The following is a 21,554-nucleotide window of genomic DNA, read 5'->3' on the forward strand; positions in this document are numbered from 1 at the left end:
CGGGCTGGGCGGAGCCCGGCCCTGGGGGCGCTCAGGCGGCGCTGGACGCAGCCCGGGAGGTCGTCGAGACGTGCTCGTAGGTGGCCTGGTCGAAGTTGGTGCCACGGGCCACCAGGCTGGTCAGGCGAATCTGGCGCGGCTCGCCGTCGTGGAGCTCGACCACCCGGTCGGCATGAAACCAGCCACCAGGCAGCACGATGGTGGCAGGCGCCCGCATCGCGGCGATCTCCGGTAACAGAAAGCCTTGAGCGTAGGGGTCCTGGGAGCTGACGTTGACGCCCGTGGTGCGCACCGCCACCGCCGTCGGCAGGCCTGCCAGCAGGTGGATGCCAGCCATCAGGGTGCCGTCGGGCTCGTACATCAGCCAGCTGACCTGGCCCAGCAGGTACTGGCTGCCGTCGCTCGGCTTGATGCCGACCATCTGGTGGTGCTCGATGCGCTGCCCCGGGTGCTTGCGTTGCACACGGAAGCCCGACACGGAGTGATCCACCGTCTGCCATTCATCGAGGGCGAAGCCGCGCTTCTGCACCTCGACCTCGGGATCGATGAAGTCCGGGATGTCGTCATCGGCGCGGGCACCGAAGGTGATCATGTTGATGTCGTAGCGGCTGCCCAATGCCTGGCGGCGGTTGGGCGGCACGAAATCCCGGCCGGAGACGAGCAGGCTGATGGCCTCCCAGTCGGTGCAGATCTTGTTGCTCCCCTTCTTGCTGCGCCGCGGGAAACGCCGCCCCGCCGCCGACATGCCCCAGGGGCGATACAGCGAGACCAGCAGGCGTGCGCAGGCGGGCTGGGAGCAGTCGTCGCCCAGGCCCAGGGAGGCCGGAGTGGTGCCTTGCTTGAACTCGGCCAGCATGGCCTTGATCTGGGCGGCCAGGCGGTGGCCGTCGAAACGCCGCATGCCCGGGCGCGAGCCGATCAACGCTACCGGGCGCAGGCCGTGGTCTTCGGTGAGGTCGAGCCCGTAGGCGCGGGCGTCGTCCTTCTCCCAGTTGGTCTGCATGATGCAGTAGGGCGCAAAACGCTGGGCCCAGCGGCAGATCCAGTTGAGCTCGCGCTGGTTGCGGCCGTAGGGGTTGGTGAGGTCGACCAGCAGCAGGGCAATGTAGGCCTCGTCCGGGCTCTGGGCCTTCCAGGTGTTGTTGAGGGGGTCGATGACCCGGCTGTGGGTGACCCCGGCCCGCTCCGCCTCGAGGAAAGCCGCATGGACGGCCTTCCAGGCGCCCGGCGGCTCGGCCCGGTGGGCACGGAAATATTCGATGATGACCTGACCGAGGTACTGGATGCGGCGCTGGGCGAGCAGCGGCCACTGGGCGCGGAACTCGTCGCTGCCGCTGCCCCCCTCGGCAAGACGCGCGTAGGCGGTGCTGAGGGCTGTCCACAGGCGCACCACCTGGCGCAGGGTGGCGTCTTCCTGGCTGTCCGGCGGGAGCGGGTGGGCCGCGTAGCGGGACGACATCTCGTGCTGGACGAAAGTGATCGTCTGACGGGCCGACTCCAGCACTTCGAGCTGCTCCTCGGGCCCCAGGGGGCTGGCGAGGAGGCCTTCGAGCATCCGCACGAGGGTCGCATGGCTCTCGGAAGCGTTGAGCGTGTGCAGATTGCGCAGGAGCTTGCGGTACTGCTCCACGCTGCGCAGATCGGTATAGGTTTGAGCGCTGTCCGGCATCGATGAATCCTCAGGTTTCAACCGGCAAGATGCTCGGCAATCGCGTTGCGGATCGCCAGCGCGAGACGTGCGTCGTCCACCTCCGGCGCCGGCGAACCACCGCCCTTGCGCTGCGCCTGGCCCCAGACCGGCTGGGGAAAGTGGCGGTCATCGAGGTAACGGGGGATGAGATGCCAGTGCAGGTGCGGGACCACGTTGCCGAAGCTGGCCAGGTTGATCTTCTCGGGGCGGTAGCATTCGCGCAGCGCAACCTCGATCGCCATCAGGATGTTGAAGCAGTGGCGTTGTTCGGTCGGCGTCAGGTCACTCATCTCGGCGACGTGCTCGTTCCAGATCAGGCGGCAGTAGCCGGGGTAATCCGCATCGTCGACACGAATCACCCGGCAGCTTGCGTCGTGCCAGAGCACCGTCTCGCCAACAGGAAAACACAGGGGGCAATCTTTGGGAGCGCTCGTCGGCATGGGGGTCTCGCCCTGGATCTCGGTATAACCGGGGATTCTAGCCCGGTTGGATCACAAATTCTCGTTGGTGACTTGGTGTGACGTAATTCATAAAAATTCAGCACCCGGAAGCTGCCGCCACATCGCCGCAGCGGGGTGCGTCGGCTTGCCGGATGAAGGCGCAGGTGGCGGCCGGCCCCATGTCGACGGGCGCGCCATCCACAAACATCTTCAGGCTGCCCGGCTCCATCACCGTCCAGCTCTCGTCGTCCGTCAACGGGGTGGTCGCCACGACGGCCACCCGGTCGTCGGGTGAAGTGAGTTCGCTGAAATCCACTGAAACATCCTGATCCTTCAAATGTGCCCGCGCAAAAGGTGCCTGCCGCACGATGTACACGAGCCGCGAAGCACAATGGGCGAACAGGAAACTGCCGTTCGAGAGCAGGAAATTGAACTCTCCGTGGGCACCGATCTCGGCCGCCAGATCGCGAACGGCGGCGAAGAGTTCCGGCCGCCCCGGCTCACCGGCAGGGAAGCGGCGGCGCAGGGCCTCCAGGATGTAACAGAACGCGCGCTCGGAGTCGGTCTGGCCAACCGGCGTAAACTGACCGAAAAGTTCCGGGCTGAAACCATGCAAGTTCCCATTGTGGGCAAATACCCAGTAACGGCCCCACAGCTCGCGCTGGAAGGGGTGAGTATTCTCGAGGCTCACCAGGCCCTGGGTCGCTTTGCGGATATGTGAAATGACATTGAGGGAATGGATCGGGTAATGGCGGACCAGATCAGCCACCCGGGAGGTGCTGCTGGCCTGCGGATCAAGAAACACACGCACGCCCCGACCTTCGAAAAAGGCGATCCCCCAGCCATCCCCATGGATATCGGTCAACCCGCCCCGCGCCTGGAAACAGGCAAAGGAAAAGCAGATGTCGGTGGGGGTGTTGCAATTCATTCCCAAAAGCTGGCACATGATCCTGATTCTCATCTTCCGTATGGCTGCAGGCGCTTGCGGCCACGTGGCTAAAACCCTCGCATCGACGGTCGTTAGACCGCACAATCTCGGCTTGAGGTGCGTGTTCTGACCGAATGCGCCCAGCGGGGCTATCGAACGATGAACACTACCCTAAACCATCCCACAGGGCCCATCGAAGCCGCGGGTCGTCTCCTATCGACCGCACGGCGCATCCTCGTCATCACCGGTGCCGGGCTGTCGGCCGACTCGGGGCTTCCGACCTACCGGGGGGTTGGTGGATTGTACGAGGGCGCCCTCACCGATATCGGCCTGCCGATCGAGCAGGCACTCTCCGGCGCCATGTTCGAGAAACGACCCGACATCGCCTGGCACTATCTGTCCCAGATCGAAGCGAGCTGCCGCGGCGCGCACCCCAACGCCGGCCACTACGCCATCGCCCGCCTCGAGGCCATGCACGGGCAGGTCACGGTGGTCACGCAGAACGTCGACGGCTTTCATCTGCTCGCCGGGTCCCGGGACGTCATCGAGATGCATGGCACCCTGCGACGCCTGCTGTGCGTCGACTGCGGCCGCGTGCGACGGGTGGAAAGTTACGCCGGCTTGTCGATCCCGCCCGCCTGCCCGCACTGCGGAGGCATCCTGCGGCCCGACGTGGTGCTGTTCGGCGAGCATCTGCCCAGCCAGGCCCTGCATCGCTTCGAGGCTGTTCTCGCCAGCGAGCCCGATCTCGTCCTCTCGGTCGGCACCGGCAGCGCTTTCCCTTATATTGCCGGGCCGGTGTTTGCCGCCGCCGCGCGGGGTGCCGGGACGATCGAGATCAACCCGGGTGGAACCCATCTGAGCGACATCGTGACCGTCCGTCTGCGCATGCGCGCTGCCGAAGCCCTGCCGGCCATCCTCGACGCTGCCGGCTATTCCCTGGACAGCGGACGGGACGCCCGGGGCTGAGCGGGAAGAGTGCATGATTTGCCCCGCCTGCAGCGGTTCGCCGTCTCGGACGCTGTCACCGTGCCAAGCCACAACCAGAATCCTACCCGCAGCGGTTCGCCCATGCTGGCCGTACTCAAAACAAAAAGGGCAGCCCTTTCGGACCGCCCTTTTCGCTTTACGACGACTTGTCGAACTCAGTGGCCGCGCTTCTTCAGCTTGCTGATCGCAGCGATCTGCGCCAGAGCAGACGCCAGCTCGGACTGAGCCTTGGCGTACTCCAGGGCAGAGCCTTGGTTCTGCAGCGCTTCTTCGGCACGACGCTTGGCTTCGAGGGCCTTCGCTTCGTCCAGATCATGACCGCGGATCGCGGTGTCGGCGAGAACCGTGACGAGGCTCGGCTGAACTTCCAGCAAGCCACCCGCCACGAAGACCAGCTCTTCCTCGGCCTGGTTCTGAACCTTGACGCGCACGGCACCCGGCTTGATACGGGTCATCAGCGGCATGTGGCCGGGCAGAATCCCCAGCTCGCCGGACTCACCGGGCAGCGCCACGAACTCGGCCAGACCCGAGAAGATCTTTTCTTCCGCGCTGACGATATCGACGTGAATGGTCATTGCCATAGCTAATTCCTCCTCAAACCGGCGGGCTCATGGAGCACCGCCGGGCGATGGTCGGATTGATCAGAGGGTCTTCGCTTTTTCGAAGACTTCTTCGATCGGGCCGACCATGTAGAAGGCCTGCTCGGGCAGGTGATCCACTTCACCGCTGAGAATCGTCTTGAAGCCCTTGATCGTCTCCTTCAGGGGGACGTATTTGCCGGGCGAGCCGGTAAACACTTCCGCCACGAAGAACGGCTGGGACAGGAAACGCTGGATCTTACGGGCGCGGGCGACAAGCAGCTTGTCTTCCGGAGCCAGTTCGTCCATACCCAGAATCGCGATGATGTCGCGCAGTTCCTTGTAACGCTGAAGGGTCTGCTGAACGCCGCGAGCGGTGTTGTAGTGCTCTTCGCCAACAACCAGCGGATCGAGCTGACGGGAGGTGGAGTCCAGCGGATCGACGGCCGGGTAGATACCCAGGGCAGCAATGTCACGGGACAGCACGACGGTCGAGTCGAGGTGCAGGAAGGTGGTGGCAGGCGACGGGTCGGTCAAGTCATCCGCAGGCACATACACGGCCTGGATGGAGGTGATCGAGCCCACCTTGGTGGAGGTGATACGCTCCTGCAGACGGCCCATTTCTTCGGCCAGCGTCGGCTGGTAACCCACCGCGGACGGCATACGACCCAGCAGCGCGGACACTTCGGTACCGGCCAGGGTGTAGCGGTAGATGTTATCCACGAAGAACAGGATGTCACGACCTTCGTCGCGGAAACGCTCGGCCATGGTCAGGCCGGTCAGCGCCACACGCAGACGGTTGCCGGGGGGCTCGTTCATCTGACCGAACACCATCGCAACCTTGTCGAGAACGTTGGAGTCCTTCATTTCGTGGTAGAAGTCGTTCCCTTCACGGGTACGCTCGCCCACGCCGGCGAACACCGACAGACCGCTGTGCTGCTTGGCGATGTTGTTGATGAGCTCCATCATGTTGACGGTCTTGCCCACACCGGCGCCACCGAACAGACCGACCTTGCCGCCCTTTGCGAACGGGCAGATCAGATCGATAACCTTGATGCCGGTCTCGAGCAGATCTACAGACGGGGAGAGCTCGTCGAACTTCGGGGCCTTCTGGTGAATGACCCGACGCTCGTCGCACTGGATCGGGCCGGCTTCGTCGATCGGACGACCCAGCACATCCATGATCCGGCCCAGCGTGCCGTGACCGACCGGCACAGCAATGCCCTTGCCGGTATTCGAAACTTGCATGCCACGACGCAGGCCGTCCGAAGACCCCAGCGCAATGGTACGCACAACACCGTCACCGAGTTGTTGCTGAACTTCAAGAACCAGTTCAGAACCAGCCAACTCGAGGGCGTCGTAAATCTTGGGCATCGCGTCGCGCGGGAACTGCACATCCACCACGGCGCCGATGCATTGAACGATCGTTCCTTGACTCATCGTCGTTTCCCCAAACTTGTTAAACCGTTACACCGCGGCTGCGCCGCCGACAATTTCGGACAGTTCTTTCGTGATCGCTGCCTGACGGGTCTTGTTGTAGACCAGTTGCAGTTCGCCAATCACGTTCCCTGCGTTGTCGGAGGCTGCCTTCATCGCCACCATCCGGGCACTCTGTTCGGACGCCATGTTCTCGGCGACACCCTGATACACCAGCGCTTCGACATAGCGCACCAGGAGTTCGTCGATCACCACCTGCGCGTCCGGCTCGTAGAGGTAGTCCCAGTTCCCTTCCGGGGTTCCGAGACGCTCGCCGGTCAGCGGGAGAAGCTGCTCAAGCTGGGGTTCCTGCTTCATCGTGTTGATGAAGCGGGAATAGACAAGATACACCTCGTCCAGCTCACCATTCTGGAACGCATCGATCATGACCTTGACAGGCCCGATGAGCTTCTCCAGATGGGGGGTATCCCCGAGCTGGGTGACGTGCGAAACGACCTTGGCACCAAGGCGCTGCATGAAACCCAGCCCCTTGTTGCCGATCGCGGTCACACGAATTTCGGTGACGCCCTTGCTTTCCCAATCCTTGAGCGAGTTCAACGCGACACGCAAGGTGTTGGTGTTGAGGCCGCCGCAAAGACCCTTGTCGGTCGTTACGACGATCAGCCCCACACGCTTGACATCGTCCTTCTTGATGAGGAACGGATGCTTGTAGTCGGTGATGTTGGCAGCAGACAGATTCGCGGCGAGACGGCGGATCTTCTCGGCATAGGGACGGGCAGCGCGCATGCGTTCCTGAGCCTTACGCATCTTGGACGCTGCGACCATCTCCATGGCCTTGGTGATCTTTTTAGTGTTCTGGACACTCTTGATCTTGGTACGGATCTCTTTGCCGCTAGCCATATTGCTCTCCGTATGCCCGCGTTAAGCCCAGCTCTTCTTGAACTCTTCGATGACGGCGGCGAGCTGCTTGTTGCCTTCGGCGTCGAGGTCCTTGGAGGATTCGATCTTGGCGACAAGATCGGCCGCCTTGGTCTTCACGAACTGGTGCAGCGCGGTTTCGCAGGCCAGGGCACGCTTGACTTCGACATCGTCGAAAGCGCCCTTTTCGACCGCGAAGAGAGTGATCGCCATTTCCGAAACCGACAGCGGAGCGTACTGCTGCTGCTTCATCAGTTCGGTAACAAGACGACCGCGCTCGAGCTGCTTGCGGGTGGCTTCGTCCAGGTCGGAAGCGAACTGCGCGAAGGCAGCCAGCTCACGGTACTGGGCGAGTGCCAGACGGACACCGCCGCCGAGCTTCTTGATGACTTTGGTCTGGGCTGCGCCACCGACGCGGGACACCGAGATACCCGCGTTGATGGCGGGACGGATACCAGCGTTGAAGAGGTCGGTTTCCAGGAAGATCTGGCCGTCGGTAATCGAGATCACGTTGGTCGGAACGAACGCGGAAACGTCGCCGGCCTGGGTTTCGATCACGGGGAGAGCGGTCAGCGAACCGGTCTTGCCCTTGACTTCGCCCTTCGTGTATTGCTCGACGTAGTCTTCGGAGACGCGGGCTGCACGCTCAAGCAGACGGGAGTGCAGGTAGAACACGTCGCCCGGGTAGGCTTCACGGCCGGGGGGACGACGCAGCAGCAGGGAAACCTGACGGTAGGCCCAGGCTTGCTTGGTCAGATCGTCATAGACGATCAGGGCGTCTTGACCACGATCGCGGAAGTACTCGCCCATCGTGCAACCGGAGTACGGCGCGATGTACTGCATCGCGGCGGATTCGGAAGCGGTGGCTGCGACGACGATGGTGTATTCCATCGCGCCGTGCTCTTCGAGTTTGCGCACCACGTTGGCAATGGTCGAAGCCTTCTGACCAACCGCAACGTAGATGCAGAACATGTTCTGACCCTTTTGGTTGATGATCGCATCAACCGCAACGGCAGTCTTACCGGTCTGGCGGTCGCCGATGATCAGCTCACGCTGGCCACGACCGACAGGAACCATCGCATCAACCGACTTCAGGCCGGTCTGCACCGGCTGGGAAACCGACTTACGCCAGATGACGCCCGGAGCGACCTTTTCGATCGGCTCGGACAGCTTGGCGTTGATCGGACCCTTGCCGTCGATCGGCTGGCCCAGCGAATTGACGACGCGACCGATCAGCTCGGGGCCGACCGGAACTTCCAGAATGCGACCGGTGCACTTGACGGTGTCGCCTTCGGAAATGCCTTCGTACTCACCCAGCACCACGGCGCCGACGGAGTCGCGCTCGAGGTTCATGGCGAGGCCGAACACGTTGCCGGGGAATTCCAGCATTTCGCCCTGCATGGCATCGGAGAGGCCGTGAATACGGCAGATACCGTCGGTCACTGACACCACGGTACCCTCGGTGCGGGCATTCGCGGACAGCTGCAGGTTCTGAATCCGACTCTTGATCAGGTCACTGATTTCAGAGGGGTTAAGTTGCATTGCTTATGCTCCTAGTTCTTTAGCGCGGCGGCCATGTTCGCGAGCTTGCCGCGGACCGAGGCATCGATGACTTCATCCCCGACGGCGATCTTGACCCCACCGATCAATTCGGGGTCGACGCTGACGGTCACGTTGAGCTTGGCCTTGAAACGGGTTTCCAAGTCAGCGACCAGGGCTTTCAGCGTGACATCGTCCATGGGGAAGGCGGAGGTGATGTTCGCCTCCTTGACACCTTCGTGTTCGTTCTTAAGGGCAACGAACAGGTCACGGATCTCGGGAAGCACCTGCAGACGCTCGTTGTCGACCAGGACGCGGACGTAGTTCTGCTGTTCGGCAGACAGTCCAGCCCCGGCTACATCGAAGAAAAGCCCAGCCAGCTGTTGCGGCTGGAGCTTGGGATCGGCGATGCAATCCCGCATTTGCGGATCGGCGGCGACGACCGCCAGCCGATCAAGTGCTTCCGACCAAGGCCCCAGCGCATTGCCCGCAGAAGCGAGCTGAAAGGCTGCTTCAGCATAGGGGCGAGCGATGGTGACGTTCTCGGCCATGGCTTAACGAAGTTCCTGTTTCAGGTTGGCCAGCAGATCGGCGTGGGCCTGAGCGTTGATTTCCTTGCGGAGAATCTTCTCGGCACCGGCGACTGCCAGGTGGGCGACCTGATCGCGCAGGGCTTCCTTGGCGCGTTGAGCAGCGACGCCAGCTTCGGCTTCAGCGGCTTCACGGGCCTGGGCAATGATTCGGGCGGCTTCGGCGCGCGCTTCATCGAGGAAAACGGCAGACTGCTTTTCAGCAGCGGCACGCACGTCCGTAGCGGACTCACGTGCTTTGCGCAGTTCTTCGACGACCTTTTTCTCGGCATGCGCGAGATCACTCTTCGCCTTGTCCGCAGCCGCCAGCCCGTCGGCGATCTTCTTCGCACGCTCGTCGAGTGCCTTCACAATGGGGGGCCACACGAACTTCATCGTGACCCACGCCAGAATGAAGAACACAACGAGCTGGGCTACCAGGGTTGCGTTCAGATTCACGGTTGTCTTCCTTTAGTCAGGTTGGACCGCGAAACTCAGATCTTGAACGGGTTGGCGAACGCGAACATCATGGCGATACCGACACCGATCAGGAACGCAGCGTCGATCAGACCGGCCAGCAGGAACATCTTGGTCTGCAGGGCGTTCATCAGTTCGGGCTGACGGGCAGAAGCTTCGAGGTACTTGCTACCCATGATGCCGATACCGATACAGGCACCGATAGCACCCAGACCAATGATCAGACCGGCGGCCAGAGCAACAAAACCAAGAACGTGTTCCATGACGACTCCTTTAGTTGAGATGATTTAAATTAAAACCGAAACGACTGCTAAAACTTTGAAACTTAGTGGCTTTCGTGAGCCTGACCGATATACACCAGGGTCAGCATCATGAAGATGAAGGCCTGCAGTGCGACGATCAGGATGTGGAAGACAGCCCAGATGGAACCGGCGACCACATGACCCAGGAAACCGAAGACGGTGGCGGTACCGCCCATCAGCGCGATCAGCATGAACACCAGCTCACCAGCGTACATGTTGCCGAAAAGTCGCATGCCGTGGGACACGGTCTTGGCCAGGAACTCGATCATCTGCATCAGGAAGTTGATCGGGTACAGAAGCGGGTGGGAACCGAAGGGGGCGGTGAAGAGCTCATGCACCCAGCCGCCGAAGCCCTTGATCTTGATGTTGTAGTAGAGGCAGATCAGCAGGACGCCAATGGACATGCCCAGAGTGCCGTTGAGGTCGGCGGTCGGGACGACGCGCATGTAATGCAGGCCGAACATTTCACCGATGCGGGGCAGCAGATCGACAGGCAGGAAGTCCATGGAGTTCATCAGGAAGATCCAGAAGAACACCGTGAGGGCGACAGGAGCAACGAACTTGCGGGATTCGGCGCTATGGACGATGCCCTTGGCCTGATCGGCGACCATCTCGACGAGAATTTCGACGGCGGCCTGAAAGCGTCCCGGGACGCCCGAGGTGGCCTTGCTGGCGGCCTTCATCAGCAACAGCAGCGTGACGACGCCAAGGCCGATCGAGAAGAAGAGGGTGTCCAGGTTCCACACACTCCAGTCGATGATCGCGGTTTGCGCGTGACCGGTGGAGTTAAGGTGCGTCAAGTGGTGGACGATGTATTCACCCGCTGTCGGGGCGTGTGCTTCGGTACCAGTGCTCATGGTCAGGTCTTCACCAAAAATGCAAACAAATTCGCCTTCAGCGCCACGACAAACCCGAGAAACAACGCCAGCCAATGGACGTCCGGATACACGAGTCTGACGGTCGCCAACAATCCTACGGTTGACGCGATCTTTAAGAACTCGCCAACAAAAAAAGCAAGCGGGTACGACGCCGCCGGACGCTTGGATACCGCGTGCAGGCGCAGGGCGAACAACAAATTGGGAAGAACACAGGCTGCGCCTCCCAACGCCGCCGACAACGCACCGCGCACCCCTGTGATCGCCCCCGCGATCAATGTCGCCAGGATCGTCGCACCTATCTGCAGGAATACCGCTTTAAACATGGTTCTCTGCGTGGCACGCCGGGTGTTGCGCCGTTCGCCGTACGAAAAACATGCGGATGGTAGGGGTTAACCGTGACAAAGTCAATTGTTGCTGCGCAGCAGCGATCGTATCGAAGCATTCTGCTTGACACTCTCTTCCGACATATCGATGATGATCGACATGAATAAGGATTACTCCCGCGCTATCCCGGAAGCGTGGCAAGACATTTCACTGATCTTTGCAGCCCTAGGTGACGAACACCGGCAGCGTATCCTCCTCACCTTCGAGCCGGGCGAACGGCTCAATGTGGGGCAGATCGCCGAGGTTTCCACGCTCGCCCGCTCCACGGTCTCCCACCACCTCAAGGTTCTGCGGGAAGCCGGTGTGCTGGTGGCGGAGCGCGAGGGCAAGGAGATCTATTTCCATGTCGACAAGGCCTCCCTGCAGCAGGCCTTCGGCAAAGTCAGCAACTACCTGGACACCTGGCTCTAGGCCTGGTGCGACTTCAATCGTGAGAAACCTGCTGAAAACCATACTCAGGGCCTTGGCCGCGCTGATGTTTCGTGTCCGGGTCAAAGGCGGCCTGCCTGCCGAGACGCCGCGGCTCCTGGTGGTCGCGAATCATGAATCTTTCCTGGACGGCCTGCTGCTCGGCTTGTTCCTGCCCCTCGACCCCGTGTTTGTGGTGCATACGGGGGTTGTCCGCAATCCGGTGTTCCGGCTGCTGCTCGGGCTGGTGGATTACCTGGCGGTGGACCCGACCAGCCCGATGGCGATGAAGAAGGTGATCCGACTGATTGAGGGCGGGCGCCCGGTAGTGATCTTTCCCGAGGGCCGCATCACACTCACCGGCAGCCTCATGAAGACCTATGACGGCCCGGCCTTCGTAGCCGCCAAGACCGGCGCCACGATCCTGCCGGTGCGCATCGACGGCGCGGCGCGCACCTATTTCTCCCGGCTCGCGGCCCACGTGCCACGCAAGCTGTTCCCGCAGATCGGCCTGTTCCTGCGGCCGACCACCCGCATCGCGATGCCGGAGACCGGCTCGGCGCGGGAGCGCCGCCGCAAGGCCGGCGAATCGATGCGGCGGCTGATGCAGGAGATGATCTTCGCCAGCCGCCCCACGCAGACCCTCTTCGCGGCCCTCCTCGACGCCGCCGCCATCCAGGGCCCCGGCCGCGCGCTGGTCGAGGACATGAAGCAGATCGAATACAGCTACCGCGACCTCATCAAGATGTCCCTTGTGCTGGGGCGGGTGGCGGCCCGCCACGACAGCCGGCGCGACAGGCCCATCGGGCTGCTGCTGCCCAACGTGGCGCCCACGCTGGCGCTCATCTTCGGGCTCACCGCGCACCGCCGCACGGTGGCGATGCTCAACTACACCGCCGGCGTCGACGGCATGCAGGCGGCCTGCACGGCGGCGCAGATCGGCACCGTCATCAGTTCCCGCGCCTTCGTCGAACAGGCCAAGCTGGGCGACAAGCTGGCCGCCCTCGACGGGGTGCGCATTCTGTGGCTCGAGGACCTGCGCGACGAGATCGACCTCCTCGACAAGTTGTGGCTGATGGCCTGGGCGCTGCCCTTCCCCCGCGCCGCGCTGCCGCCCGGCTCGCCGGAAGACCCCGCGGTGGTGCTGTTCACCTCCGGCTCCGAGGGCAAACCGAAGGGGGTCGTGCTGTCGCACCGGGCGCTGTTGTCCAACGTGGCGCAGATCCGCGCGGTGGTCGATTTTTCGATCGACGACAAGATCCTCAACGCGCTGCCGTTGTTCCACTCCTTCGGCCTCACGGCCGGTGGGCTGCTGCCGGTGCTCACCGGCGCCAAGGTCTTCCTGTATCCATCGCCGCTGCATTACCGGGTGATTCCGGAGCTGGCCTACGACCGCAACTGCACGGTGCTGCTGGGCACCAGCACCTTCCTCGGCAATTACGCCAAGTTTGCTCACCCCTACGATTTCTACCGCCTGCGCTACGTGATCGCCGGCGCCGAGAAGCTGGCAGCCCCGGTGCGCGAGCTGTGGTTCGAGAAGTTCGGGATCCGCATCTTCGAAGGTTACGGTGCCACCGAAACGGCGCCGGTGCTGGCGGTGAACACCCCGATGGCCTTCCGCAGCGGCACGGTGGGGCAGTTTCTTCCGGGCCTGCAGCACCAGTTGCTGCCGGTGCCGGGCATCGCAACGGGCGGCATGCTCCACGTGAAGGGCCCGAACCTGATGTCCGGCTACCTGCGCTTCGAGAACCCCGGTGTGCTGCAGGCCCCCGCGTCGGCAGCCGGCGAGGGTTGGTACGAAACCGGCGACGTGGTCGACGTGGACGCCGACGGCTTCGTGAAGATCGTCGGCCGGGTGAAGCGCTTTGCCAAGGTGGCCGGCGAGATGGTGTCGCTCGAGGCCGTCGAGAAGCTCGCCGCCGCCGCCTCGCCCGGCGCAGCCCACGCAGCGTCGACCCAGCCCGACGCCAGCCGCGGCGAAACCATCCTGCTGTTCTCGACCGACCCGCAGCTCACCCGCGACCGCCTGCAAACCGCCGCCCGCGACGGCGGCTGGCCCGAGATCGCGGTGCCGCGGCGGATCATCCAGGTCGACGCCCTGCCCCTGCTCGGCACCGGCAAGATCGACTACGTCACCCTCAAACAGATGGCCGAGAAGGCCTGAGCCCGGAAGCACGCCATGAACCGAAAAATCCTCGCCGCGCTGCTGCTCGCAACGCTCGCCACCACCGGCTGCGCCACCTGGTTCGACCAGGGCCGGCAGGCCCAGCGCGCCACCGTCGTCGACTACCTTTATCCAAAGGGCGAGCAGCCAGCCCTCACTCCGAGCATCCCCGAGCTGCAGTTGCCGCTGCGGGTCGGCATCGCCTTCGTGCCCGGCGAGCGCTACGCCGGCCTGCCCGAAGCCGAACGCGAGCGCCTGCTGCGCAAGGTGAAGGACGCCTTCGCCAGCCGGCCCTACATCGCCGCCATCGAGGTGATCCCCACCACCTACCTGCGCGCCGGCGGCGGCTTCGACAACCTCCAGCAGGCGGCGCGGATGCACAACGTGGATGTGGTGACGCTGCTGTCCTACGATCAGGTGCAGTTCAGCGACAGCAACCGGTTGTCCATCTTCTACTGGACCGTCGTCGGCGGCTACTTCGTGAATGGCAGCCAGTACGACGTGAACACCCTCGTCGACGCCTCGGTGTTCGACGTGAAGAGCCGCCAGCTGCTGTTCCGTGCCCCCGGCACCAGCCAGATCAAGGGCAGCTCACCGCTGGTAAAGTTCGGCGAAGCCTCCCGCGAAGCGCGCGGCGAGGGCTACCGGCAGGCCATCGACACGCTGATCCCGCAGCTCGACGCCCAGCTCGAGAGCTTCAAGCTGCGGGTGAAGGAGGAAAAGGTCGCCCGCGTGGTGAGCAAGCCTGGCTACAGCGGCGGCGGCGCGGCGGATCTCGCCGGCCTCGGCCTGTTCGGCGCACTGGCGGCGCTGGCCGCCGTGCGCAGGCGCCGTGTCGGCTGAACGTTTGCTGCTGGGCGTGCTCGCCATGCTCGTCACCGCAGCCAACCTGCTGCCCGGCGAAGCCGTCGAATGGCGCCGTGAGGCCATCGCCCACTTTGAACTCTGGCGGCTATGGACAGGCCAGTTTTGCCACTGGTCGCTGCCACATCTCGCCGGCAACCTGGCGGCCGTGGTGGCCATCGGTGTGATCGCCGGCAGGCCGATCCGCCGCTGGCTGGCCGCACTGCCGATGGCGGCCCCGCTGCTGTCGGTCTTTCTGCTGGTCGCGGTGCCCGGGCTGGACAGCTACCGCGGGCTGTCGGGGCTGGTCGGCGTGCTGGTGGCCGGCGCGGTGCTCGAAGGTGGCACGCCGGGCCGGCTGCTCGGTGTCGCCTATCTCGGCAAGCTGGTTTTCGACGCTGCCACCGGCAGCACGTCGGCGCTGTTGCCGGCGGGCATCGAGGTCACCTGGGCGGCCCACCTCGGCGGCCTGCTGATCGGCATCGCGCTGGCCGTTGCCTTCAGGCTGCAGAGGCGATCAACACAATGAAGCGCCGTCGTCTCGCCTTCGGCGGCAGCATGTGCGCCTGCCAGCCGCTCGGGAATCCGCGCAGCCCAGCCCTGTTCGGCCAGCGGATGGGCAAGGCACGCGACGAGGGCCGCCTGTTCGGCACCGATCGCCCGCTCCCCGGCAGCCTGCCCCGGGTTTCGCTCCGCCGGCTGGCCACCAGAAAAATGCTCCCCGAGGCCGCAGTACCGGTGCTCGAAACATTGCGCGAACACAATCCCCAGCTCTCAGAGCGCGTGCGCAGGCGCCAGCTCCACGCCTCGAGCCTCTTCGAGACCCGCCGCTTCTCCGATCGGAAACCCGCATGAGCCAATTCCGCCTCCTCCGCGAACAACGCTTCCGGCCCTTCTTCCTGACCCAGTTCCTCGGCGCCTTCAACGACAACCTGTTCAAGAACGCGCTGGTCGTGCTGCTCACCTTCCAGGCGGCGAGCTGGACGACGATCGCGCCGGCGCTGCTGGCCAACCTGGCGGCGGGCATCTTCATCCTGCCCTTCTTTCTGTTCTCGGCCACCGCGGGCCAGCTCGCAGACAAATACGACAAGGCGCGCCTGACCCGCCTAGTGAAGGTGCTGGAGGTGGCCATCATGCTGGTCGCGCTGGCGGGCTTCGTGCTCCACAGCCTGGCGGTGCTGCTGGGGGCGCTGTTCCTGCTGGGCTGCCACTCGACCCTGTTCGGGCCGGTCAAGTACGCGCTGCTGCCCCAGCATCTCCACGAGGACGAACTGGTGGGCGGCAACGCGCTGGTGGAAGCCGGCACCTTCGTGGCGATCCTGCTCGGCACGCTGGCCGGCGGAATGCTCGCAGCCGTCGAACACGGCGAGCGGTGGATCGCCGCCGCCGGCCTGGTGGTGGCCATCGCCGGCTATCTCACGAGCCGCGGCGTGCCGTCGGCCCCCGCGCCGGAGCCCGGCCTCGCGGTCAATCCCAACCCGCTCACCGAAACCTGGCGCAACATCGGCTTCGCCCGGGAGAACCAGCCAGTGTTTCTGGCGATCCTCGGCATCTCGTGGTTCTGGCTCTACGGCGCGCTGTTCCTGGCCCAGTTTCCGGCCTATGCCAAGAGCGTTCTCGGAGGCAACGAAGGCACGGTGACACTGCTGCTCGCCACTTTCACGGTGGGCATCGGCATCGGCTCGCTGTTGTGCGAGAAGCTCTCGGGCGGGCACATCGAGATCGGCCTCGTGCCGTTCGGCTCCATCGGCCTGACCATTTTCGGGCTGGACCTGGCCCTTGCGTCGCCGGCCGGCCTGCCGGTGGGCGCACCTCTGGCCGTCGCCGAGGTGCTGGGCCAGCCGGGCACCCTCCGCGTGCTGTTTGCGCTGCTGATGCTGGGGGTGTTCGGCGGCCTCTTCATCGTGCCGCTCTACGCAATGATGCAGAGCCGCTCGGCGGCGGCCCACCGGGCCCGGGTGATCGCTGCCAACAACATCATGAACGCCCTGTTCATGGTGGCCGGCGCCCTGGCTGCGGGCAGTCTGCTCGGCGCCGGGCTGTCGATCCCGGCCCTGTTCGGTGTGGCGGCGGTGATGAACGCGGCAGTGGCGGTGTATATCTACCGGCTGGTGCCGGAGTTCCTGCTGCGCTTCATCGTCTGGATGCTGATCCACACGGTGTATCGCCTGCGCGCCCGCGGCCTCGAGCACATCCCCGAGGACGGCCCGGCGGTGCTGGTCTGCAACCACGTGAGTTTCGTCGACGCCCTGGTGATCTCGGCCGCGTGCCGGCGGCCGATCCGCTTCGTGATGGACCACCGGATCTTCCGCTGGCCGGTGCTGTCCTTCGTGTTCCGCCACAGCGGCGCCATCCCCATCGCCCCCGCCAGGGAGGACGCGGCGATGATGGAGGCGGCCTTCGCCGAAGTCTCCAGGGCGCTGGCTGCCGGTGAGCTGGTCGGCCTGTTCCCGGAAGGGCGGATCACCTTCGACGGCGAGATTTCGCCGTTCCGGCCGGGCATCACGCGCATCCTGGAAGCCAACCCGGTCCCTGTCATACCCATGGCGCTGCGCGGGATGTGGGGCAGCATGTTCTCGCGCAAGGACGGCCCGGCGCTGAGCCGCCCGCTGCGACGCGGACTGTTCAGCCGCATCGAGCTGGTCGCCGGCCCAGCCCTGCCGCCGGAACGCGTCTGCCTGCCCGGCCTGCAGCTGCAGGTGGCCCAGCTGCGGGGCGACTGGAAGTAAGCCCTGTTCAGCCCGGGCTGAAGGCCCCCAGCGATGCGTCGGCCCGCTCGAGCCGTGCGGCGAGCCGGGGGCGGACCGTCAGCATCGCAAAGCCTATACCGGCCAGCGTCAGCCCGGCGAACAAACCCATGTAGCCCGTGTAGCCCAACATCGCGGCAACCGGCTTGGAAACACCGACGAACGCGGCGTAGAGCCACGAGGTGGCGCTGATCGCACCGAAGACAACCGGCAGCATGGCCGCCTGCCGGGGATCGGCCTGGGGCACCGCCATGCGCGGAAAGGCAAGCATATGGAGCGCCAGGCTATTGACCGTCAGGACGGCCACCACGCTCAGCTTGGCCAGCAGCTTGGGCTTGGTGGCCAGCAGTTCGGTATCGAAACCCGTGTCCATGGCAATCACCCCCAGTCCGGTGATCCACAGCACAACCAGGGCCAGGGTGGCCACCGAGGCGGCCTTGCCCAGCATTTTCATGTCGATGCGATCCCGCGCAAAGATGGCGAAGTCACCAAAGGCCACCGCCACAGCCGCAATGGCCAGGGCCAGCACATGCAGATAGATGGCCAGCATCCTGGCAATGGTGAGAAAGTCGGGGTTTTCCATGATGGTCCTCAGCGTTTGTTCAGACGGCGGTAGAGATAGTCGATGGAGGTATGCATCGCCTTCACGGCGGTGTTGAGCTCATGGATTTCGTTGCGCGAGGCATGCTCGCCCTCGATGAAATCCACTTGATCGACGCGCGCACCCGGTTCGGCGTTTGCCGCGGCCAGCGCAAACTCGCGCACCCGACGTACCGGAACGATCACCTGCTGGCGGATGAACACCAGCAGGCCGGCGACACCCACGCCCATCGCCGCGAGGGCCAGCCACACCTGGTTGTCGAAGCGCTGCACGAAATCGGCCAGGCTGAACTCCAGCGGGATCGCCACGCTGATCACGCCGGCCAGCTTGCCTTCCTCGTAGCCATAGCCCTGGGGCCCGGGATACAGCGCGGTGACGGCCGCCGGGGCCGCTGCGGGGGTACCGTGGCAGCGCATGCAGCCCTTGTCGGCAACCAGCCGGCGGGCATACAGCAGCTGACCGCCGCGCACTTCGCTGTATTCGGAGGCGCCCGATTCCCGGATCGCGTTCATCGCCACCTTGTCGAAATCACTCGGCGCGTTGTTGGGGTTCATGTAGCGGTCGGAGGTCATGCGGAACTTCGCCCTCGCCGGCGAGGCGATGGTGATGTCCGACAGCTCCCGCTGCACCAGCGCCGGATTCTTGCGGTGGAAAGCCGCCGCGTTCGGCGCAGTGGTGGAGTCGTTTGCCCCCGAGGCCGTCGAGAGCTCCCGCTCGAGGAAGCTGCCGACCTCGAGTTTCGGATCGCGGGGGTCGTCCTTCACCCACACGCCCCGGTAGCGGGTCGCCCACTGCCCGAAGTTATCCACCATGTCGGCCACGGTGCGCGCCTGATTACGGGTCTCGCTCACATAGACGGACGATCCGACCAAATAGCTGGCGACGGCTGCAATACAAGCCAGGCCGATAAGAAGAACGATGAACTGAAATGACAGGGAAAGCTTCTTGAAGGCGGTCATATGAATAGGAATCAAACCAGCAGTTCGGAAAGGAAATCGTCGCGGGCCTTGTCGCCACTCACGTGGGCGGCAACGGCGTGGGCAAATACCTCCACTTCAATTCCAGAAGGGTATTGAGGATAGAGATCGTCCAGCACGTCATCGACCATCATGCTGGCCACCGGCCCGGCGTATTTCTTCAGGATCACCCGGGCCCGCTCTATGACGATGTCTATTTCGGGAAGAGGCCGATCCAGCGACCCCGCCGGCCCTGAACTCGTCACCGCATTGCCGACCGATTTGAGCGCATCCAGAATGGCCGTCGCCGTGCGGCTGATCGATGCCGTTGCGCCGGAGGCCGTCGCCACCCCCTCCATGCCCGACATGATCGAGCTGGTCATCAGGAACAAGGGAGTGGAGATCCCGTGCCGGCGCATCTGGCGCCCCAGCCGGAACCCGCTGCCACCGTTGGCCAGCGGCGCCGCGTCGCAAAACACCGCGCCGTACCTGAACGCGGCACACAGGCTCAGGGCCTCGTCCGCCGAATTGGTCACCTTGGCCACCTTGGCCAGACCTGGCGGAACGATGGCGGCATCATTGGTAACGAACAGAATTGCTGTCGTCATCTTAAATCCCGGTGCACATTTCAATCGGTCGACATAGGCGCGTGAATACACAAACCGCGCATACCCGTTTTGGGTCAGACCTTAGAAATATAATCTGACAAATAGATTGTCAGATTATGCTAAATACCCGGGGAAAAGCCGCTATTCAAAGCGGCTCCTCTTGTGACGCACTTCACAATATGAGAGTGATGAATTTCCAACCGCCCGGAATGGGCAATTGAGTACCCGGAGTGGGCATCAAAGCGCCCGGAATGGGCGTTGAATGAAGCTAAAAGTCCGTCAGACGGGAAAGACGGAGCGCAGCATGATACTGAGAGTAGTGTCGCCAGACGAAAACCAGATCTGCCCATCCTGGACCGTGCAGCTGAGTTCCATGTTGCGTTCAGCCAGCCCGGCGAGGGCGCGGGAATCTTCCTGGGCCAGGGCGAGCACGCGGAGTTTCGGCAGGCGCGACAGGGTCGCCGCGTCCTTCTGCCACCACACATCAACGGCGCGGCCACCGTAGGCCAGCACGATCACTTCGTCGGCCTTGCCGCAGGCACGGCGAAGCAGGCGCTCATCGGGCAGACCCACCTCGATCCAGCGGACGATCTGACCGGCGTCGTCCTTGAGCCACAGGGCCGGTTCGTCGTCGGTGGAGATGCCCCGCCCGAACTGCAGGCGTTCATCACCGTGGAGGGCAAAGGCAAGGATGCGGACCATCATCCGCTCGTCGGTCTCGGACGGATGCCGGGCCAGGGTCAGGGCATGTTCGGCAAAGTAACCACGATCCAAGTCGGAGACGTTGAGGGTGGCTCGGAAGATTGTGGATTTGAGGGCCATGGCAGCAACGGAACGCAAAAAGAAAAACCGGGCCACACAGGGCCCGGTTTGCAGCAAATACCGGAAGGGCTTACTTGCCGACCGCAGCCTTGGCCTTGTCGGCGGCTTCCTTGGTGGCATCGGCGGTTGCCGCAACAGCCTCCTTGCCCGCCTCCTTGGCGGCGCCAGCAGCCTCCTTGGCGGCAGCCACGGCATCCTTGGCAGCGTCCTTGGTTGCATCGACAGCCTCTTTACCGGCTTCCTTGGTGGCGTCGACAGCTTCCTTGCCCGCTTCCTTGGCGGCACCCGCTGCATCCTTGGCGGCATCGGCGGCCTGCTTGGCAGCCTCTTCAGCCTTCTGGGCGGCTTCCTTGGCAGCATCGACGACCGGCGCGGGCGCAGGAGCGGGCGCCGGCTCTTCCTTCTTGGAACAGGCGGCGAGACCAACGGCAATCAGGGTGGCGAGAAGCAGGGAACGGGTATTCATCGGAAGATCTCCAGCAGGAAAGTGAAAACGGGTTTTCTGGCGGACCGGAAGCGTCCGTGAAGCATGTGCGTACCATCCTAACGCAGCAGGACGGCCGCAAGATGACTCGGCGATCAAAAAAAGCCACACCCATGTTCTGAGATCCCCCTTTAAAAGAAAAATCCCCACCCGGCAAAGCAGCCTGGGCGGGGATCTTCCGGGGTTTTGTGCAGCGCGGGCTTACTTGACCCGGTTGCGGTACTCGTCGCTGCGGGTGTCGATTTCGATCTTGTCGCCGATTTCCACGAAGGCCGGGACGGACAGCTCGAAGCCGCTCGGTGCGATGCGGGCAGGCTTCAGCACCTTGCCGGAGGTATCGCCCTTGACAGCGGGTTCGGTGTATTCGACTTCACGGACGACGGTGGTGGGGAGCTCCACGGAGATCGCCTTGCCGTTGTAGAAAACCACTTCGCAGGGCATGCCGTCGACCAGATACTTGAGGGCGTCGGTCATGTTCTCGGCTTCGACTTCGTACTGCTCGTAGTCGGCATCCATGAACACGTACATCGGGTCGGCAAAGTAGGAGTAGGTCACTTCCTTGCGATCGAGGACGACGATCTCGAACTTGTCGTCAGCCTTGTAAACCGACTCCGACGGGGCGCCCGTCAGCAGGTTCTTGAGCTTCATCTTGACGACGGCGGCATTGCGACCAGACTTGTTGTACTCGGCCTTCTGCACCACGAGGGCGTCGCTGCCCACCATGATCACGTTGCCAGAGCGAAGTTCCATTGCGGTTTTCATGCTGTTTCCTGCTGAGCTGAAGTTTGCGC

Annotated in this window: 25 protein-coding genes; 7 read left to right on the forward strand and 18 right to left on the reverse strand. The window is 63.7% G+C overall.

The genetic code is table 11. From position 1 onward, the window contains the following. Window positions 1-31: 31 nt before the first annotated feature. From ZRA01_RS06585 to ZRA01_RS06595, 3 genes are all read right to left on the reverse strand, one after another. Window positions 32-1,669, reverse strand: coding sequence for a cyclic-di-GMP receptor FimW-related protein (locus tag ZRA01_RS06585; protein ID WP_141350478.1), 1,638 nt, complete (start codon window positions 1,667-1,669; stop codon window positions 32-34). A 17-nt stretch (window positions 1,670-1,686) separates the two neighbouring features. Further along, a complete protein-coding gene (locus tag ZRA01_RS06590; RefSeq protein WP_141350481.1) occupies window positions 1,687-2,130 on the reverse strand; it encodes an HIT family protein in 444 nt (147 codons plus the stop codon). Between the two features lie 97 nt (window positions 2,131-2,227). Next, window positions 2,228-3,076, reverse strand: coding sequence for a class II glutamine amidotransferase (locus ZRA01_RS06595; protein ID WP_141350484.1), 849 nt, complete (start codon window positions 3,074-3,076; stop codon window positions 2,228-2,230). A 141-nt stretch (window positions 3,077-3,217) separates the two neighbouring features. Between ZRA01_RS06595 and ZRA01_RS06600 the strand changes: the two genes are divergently transcribed. After that, window positions 3,218-4,027: an SIR2 family NAD-dependent protein deacylase gene (locus ZRA01_RS06600; RefSeq protein WP_141350487.1), complete on the forward strand. Its 810-nt coding sequence runs from the start codon at window positions 3,218-3,220 to the stop codon at window positions 4,025-4,027. A 176-nt stretch (window positions 4,028-4,203) separates the two neighbouring features. On the opposite strand, the gene ZRA01_RS06605 is transcribed toward ZRA01_RS06600, so the two are convergent. The 9 genes from ZRA01_RS06605 to ZRA01_RS06645 all read right to left on the reverse strand — a co-directional run bounded on the left by ZRA01_RS06605 (window position 4,204) and on the right by ZRA01_RS06645 (window position 11,069). Then, entirely contained in the window at window positions 4,204-4,629 is a 426-nt protein-coding gene (locus tag ZRA01_RS06605) for a F0F1 ATP synthase subunit epsilon (protein ID WP_141350490.1), read from the reverse strand. A 60-nt stretch (window positions 4,630-4,689) separates the two neighbouring features. Then, window positions 4,690-6,066 carry a F0F1 ATP synthase subunit beta gene (gene atpD, locus ZRA01_RS06610; protein ID WP_141350492.1) on the reverse strand — a complete coding sequence of 459 codons (1,377 nt, stop codon included), beginning with the start codon at window positions 6,064-6,066 and terminating at the stop codon, window positions 4,690-4,692. Window positions 6,067-6,093: 27 nt separating this feature from the next. Continuing rightward, window positions 6,094-6,963, reverse strand: coding sequence for a F0F1 ATP synthase subunit gamma (gene atpG / locus ZRA01_RS06615; RefSeq protein WP_141350495.1), 870 nt, complete (start codon window positions 6,961-6,963; stop codon window positions 6,094-6,096). Window positions 6,964-6,984: 21 nt separating this feature from the next. After that, window positions 6,985-8,523, reverse strand: a complete 1,539-nt coding sequence (atpA, locus tag ZRA01_RS06620) for a F0F1 ATP synthase subunit alpha (RefSeq protein ID WP_141350498.1) — start codon at window positions 8,521-8,523, stop codon at window positions 6,985-6,987. 11 nt (window positions 8,524-8,534) lie between these two features. Further along, window positions 8,535-9,071, reverse strand: coding sequence for a F0F1 ATP synthase subunit delta (locus ZRA01_RS06625; protein WP_141350500.1), 537 nt, complete (start codon window positions 9,069-9,071; stop codon window positions 8,535-8,537). A 3-nt stretch (window positions 9,072-9,074) separates the two neighbouring features. Then, the gene (locus ZRA01_RS06630; protein WP_141350503.1) at window positions 9,075-9,548 is read right to left on the reverse strand and encodes a F0F1 ATP synthase subunit B; all 474 of its coding nucleotides are present in this window, start codon (window positions 9,546-9,548) and stop codon (window positions 9,075-9,077) included. 35 nt (window positions 9,549-9,583) lie between these two features. Next, window positions 9,584-9,829, reverse strand: coding sequence for a F0F1 ATP synthase subunit C (atpE, locus tag ZRA01_RS06635; RefSeq protein WP_079434620.1), 246 nt, complete (start codon window positions 9,827-9,829; stop codon window positions 9,584-9,586). A 62-nt stretch (window positions 9,830-9,891) separates the two neighbouring features. Beyond that, window positions 9,892-10,725, reverse strand: a complete 834-nt coding sequence (gene atpB / locus ZRA01_RS06640) for a F0F1 ATP synthase subunit A (protein ID WP_141350506.1) — start codon at window positions 10,723-10,725, stop codon at window positions 9,892-9,894. A 2-nt stretch (window positions 10,726-10,727) separates the two neighbouring features. Next, window positions 10,728-11,069 (reverse strand): ATP synthase subunit I, encoded by a 342-nt coding sequence (locus tag ZRA01_RS06645; RefSeq protein ID WP_141350508.1) that lies wholly within the window; start codon window positions 11,067-11,069, stop codon window positions 10,728-10,730. A 124-nt stretch (window positions 11,070-11,193) separates the two neighbouring features. Between ZRA01_RS06645 and ZRA01_RS06650 the strand changes: the two genes are divergently transcribed. The 6 genes from ZRA01_RS06650 to ZRA01_RS06675 are packed head-to-tail and all read left to right on the forward strand — an operon-like array spanning window position 11,194 to window position 17,274. Further along, entirely contained in the window at window positions 11,194-11,541 is a 348-nt protein-coding gene (locus ZRA01_RS06650) for an ArsR/SmtB family transcription factor (protein ID WP_246093335.1), read from the forward strand. A gap of 19 nt (window positions 11,542-11,560) precedes the next feature. Then, entirely contained in the window at window positions 11,561-13,702 is a 2,142-nt protein-coding gene (gene aas, locus ZRA01_RS06655) for a bifunctional acyl-ACP--phospholipid O-acyltransferase/long-chain-fatty-acid--ACP ligase (protein WP_307724341.1), read from the forward strand. A 15-nt stretch (window positions 13,703-13,717) separates the two neighbouring features. Beyond that, window positions 13,718-14,545, forward strand: coding sequence for a rhombotarget lipoprotein (rhlP, locus tag ZRA01_RS06660; protein WP_141350514.1), 828 nt, complete (start codon window positions 13,718-13,720; stop codon window positions 14,543-14,545). Then, window positions 14,535-15,074, forward strand: a complete 540-nt coding sequence (gene rrtA, locus ZRA01_RS06665; RefSeq protein WP_141350516.1) for a rhombosortase — start codon at window positions 14,535-14,537, stop codon at window positions 15,072-15,074. The genes rhlP and rrtA overlap by 11 nt, the downstream gene beginning before the upstream one ends. Continuing rightward, window positions 15,071-15,400, forward strand: coding sequence for a hypothetical protein (locus ZRA01_RS06670; protein ID WP_141350519.1), 330 nt, complete (start codon window positions 15,071-15,073; stop codon window positions 15,398-15,400). The genes rrtA and ZRA01_RS06670 overlap by 4 nt, the downstream gene beginning before the upstream one ends. Continuing rightward, window positions 15,397-17,274 carry an MFS transporter gene (locus ZRA01_RS06675; RefSeq protein WP_141350521.1) on the forward strand — a complete coding sequence of 626 codons (1,878 nt, stop codon included), beginning with the start codon at window positions 15,397-15,399 and terminating at the stop codon, window positions 17,272-17,274. The genes ZRA01_RS06670 and ZRA01_RS06675 overlap by 4 nt, the downstream gene beginning before the upstream one ends. A gap of 7 nt (window positions 17,275-17,281) precedes the next feature. Here the strand turns inward: ZRA01_RS06675 and ZRA01_RS06680 are convergent, their stop codons facing one another. The 6 genes from ZRA01_RS06680 to efp form a co-directional block, all read right to left on the reverse strand. Further along, the gene (locus tag ZRA01_RS06680) at window positions 17,282-17,875 is read right to left on the reverse strand and encodes a hypothetical protein (protein ID WP_141350524.1); all 594 of its coding nucleotides are present in this window, start codon (window positions 17,873-17,875) and stop codon (window positions 17,282-17,284) included. Window positions 17,876-17,883: 8 nt separating this feature from the next. Continuing rightward, window positions 17,884-18,852 (reverse strand): Tll0287-like domain-containing protein, encoded by a 969-nt coding sequence (locus ZRA01_RS06685; protein ID WP_141350526.1) that lies wholly within the window; start codon window positions 18,850-18,852, stop codon window positions 17,884-17,886. An 11-nt stretch (window positions 18,853-18,863) separates the two neighbouring features. Further along, entirely contained in the window at window positions 18,864-19,457 is a 594-nt protein-coding gene (locus ZRA01_RS06690) for a DUF8082 domain-containing protein (RefSeq protein ID WP_141350529.1), read from the reverse strand. A 279-nt stretch (window positions 19,458-19,736) separates the two neighbouring features. Then, window positions 19,737-20,279 carry a YaeQ family protein gene (locus ZRA01_RS06695; RefSeq protein WP_141350532.1) on the reverse strand — a complete coding sequence of 181 codons (543 nt, stop codon included), beginning with the start codon at window positions 20,277-20,279 and terminating at the stop codon, window positions 19,737-19,739. A gap of 70 nt (window positions 20,280-20,349) precedes the next feature. Further along, on the reverse strand, window positions 20,350-20,745 hold the full coding sequence (locus tag ZRA01_RS06700) for a hypothetical protein (RefSeq protein ID WP_141350534.1): 396 nt from the start codon (window positions 20,743-20,745) through the stop codon (window positions 20,350-20,352). A gap of 219 nt (window positions 20,746-20,964) precedes the next feature. Then, on the reverse strand, window positions 20,965-21,525 hold the full coding sequence (gene efp / locus ZRA01_RS06705; protein WP_141350537.1) for an elongation factor P: 561 nt from the start codon (window positions 21,523-21,525) through the stop codon (window positions 20,965-20,967). Between the last annotated feature and the right edge of the window lie 29 nt (window positions 21,526-21,554).

This window comes from Zoogloea ramigera, from assembly GCF_006539865.1.
GTDB classification, from domain to species: domain Bacteria; phylum Pseudomonadota; class Gammaproteobacteria; order Burkholderiales; family Rhodocyclaceae; genus Zoogloea; species Zoogloea ramigera.